Origin of the sequence: Bacillus sp. SIMBA_074 (genome assembly GCF_046534555.1) — a bacterium.
GTDB lineage: Bacteria > Bacillota > Bacilli > Bacillales > Bacillaceae_G > Bacillus_A > Bacillus_A mycoides.
In genome coordinates this window covers 1-326 of record NZ_JAWRYM010000249.1, presented here as the reverse complement: position 1 = coordinate 326, position 326 = coordinate 1, and the positions used below count along the sequence as shown (strand labels likewise).

The following is a 326-nucleotide window of genomic DNA, read 5'->3' as shown; positions in this document are numbered from 1 at the left end:
CCACATCGGGCGGGGAGGTCGTCGCCTCCCTCCAGCAGAGCTTCGAGCAGGGCATCCAGCCGCGCGGCGCCGAGATCGTCGGGGCGACCGGCGCCCCAGGACGGCAGCAGATCATCCCGGGCGTCACCCTCGCTTCGATGAGCGCCATCGAGGGCGCACAGTCGGCCGAAGGCGTCGGCGTCGACTTCCCCGTCGTGCGCCTTCTGGTGCCGGGCGATAAGGACGCCCAGGTGACGGTCGGCGCAGTGGGCGAGACGGGGACGGCCGCGGGGAACTCCTACGCGACCACGGTGAAGGCCGGAACCGTTGCGGAGATCCCCCTGGAC

At 72.1% G+C, this 326-nt stretch carries 1 protein-coding gene; it reads left to right on the top strand.

All coding sequences use genetic code 11. From position 1 onward, the window contains the following. Positions 1–326 (top strand): DUF5719 family protein (locus SB773_RS30705; protein ID WP_410594005.1); only part of this gene is annotated, 326 nt, incomplete at both ends.